Raw genomic sequence first — 1,026 nt, 5'->3', positions numbered from 1 at the left:
CCTCGCAATCTCCCGGTTACCGTGCGCGGCGTCGCAGCAACTGGCGGGGGGGCGGGGGATGACTCCCTGCTGATGATGCTGGAGCGCTACACGCTGCTGTACGGGACGAAGACGGTGTGGGATCACGACCGGCGCAAGATCATTGGATACGACGCAATGGCACTCTCGCGCGGCTCGAACTTGGCGGAGCGTTGGCTGGAGCATTCAATGCGGCGCGAGATCGACCTGGAGAACCTGGTGTTCGATCCGACCCAGACGGTGGACCTGAAAACGCACATCAACATGTTCGAAGGCTTCCCGCTCAAGCCGAAAAAGGACGAGGAGAAAGCGCAGTTGGCCCTGGAGCTGCTGTACAGCCTTTGCGCATCGGAGCCGGGGCGCGACGAGCTGTTCCAGTGGGTGCTACGCTGGCTGGCCTATCCGCTGCAGCATCCTGGCGCCAAGATGCAGACGGCACTCCTGTTCTTCGGCGAGAAGCAGGGCACCGGCAAGAGCCTGTTCTTCGAAGGCATCGTCAAGCCAATCTATGGCGAGTATGGCGCGACTGGTGGCCAGAACCAGCTGGATTCCACCTACACGGTGTGGCGTTCGCAGAAGCTGTTCGTCCTCTTCGAGGAAATCCTGTCGCGCCAGGACAAGTACAGCTCCATTGGCCTGATTAAGCACATGATCACTGGCCGCACGCAGCCGATCAGCCAGAAGTTCAAGGACGACCGCGACGAGGCCAACCACATGAACACGGTAATGCTGTCCAACGAGTTCCAGGCTGTGCCGCTGGAGCCTCACGACCGCCGGTTCTGCGTTGCCGATGTGCGCGCCGAGCTGGACCCCGAGCTGCTGAAGAAGATCAAGGCCGTGTTGGATGACGGTCTGATCGAGGCGTTCTACGCATTCCTGCTGGAGTATCCGCTGGGCGACTTCAACCCGCACACCTGGCCGCCGATGACTGCGGCCAAAGAGCGCGTAATCAGCTTTGGCCGGCCGGACTGGGAGGCGTTTTACCTGGCTTGGGCTGCAGGCGAGCTG

The 1,026-nt window shown here is 61.5% G+C and carries 1 protein-coding gene; it reads left to right on the top strand.

Going from position 1 to position 1,026, the window contains the following annotated elements; translation table 11 throughout:
* A partial coding sequence (locus tag AB4Z11_RS32540) for a primase-helicase family protein (protein ID WP_442030429.1) occupies positions 1-1,026 on the top strand: 1,026 nt, incomplete at both ends.

This window comes from Pseudoduganella sp. RAF53_2 (assembly GCF_052113985.1).
Lineage (GTDB): Bacteria > Pseudomonadota > Gammaproteobacteria > Burkholderiales > Burkholderiaceae_D > Rugamonas.
The sequence above is the reverse complement of the archived record's forward strand: the minus strand, read 5'-3'. Positions and strand labels throughout refer to the sequence as shown.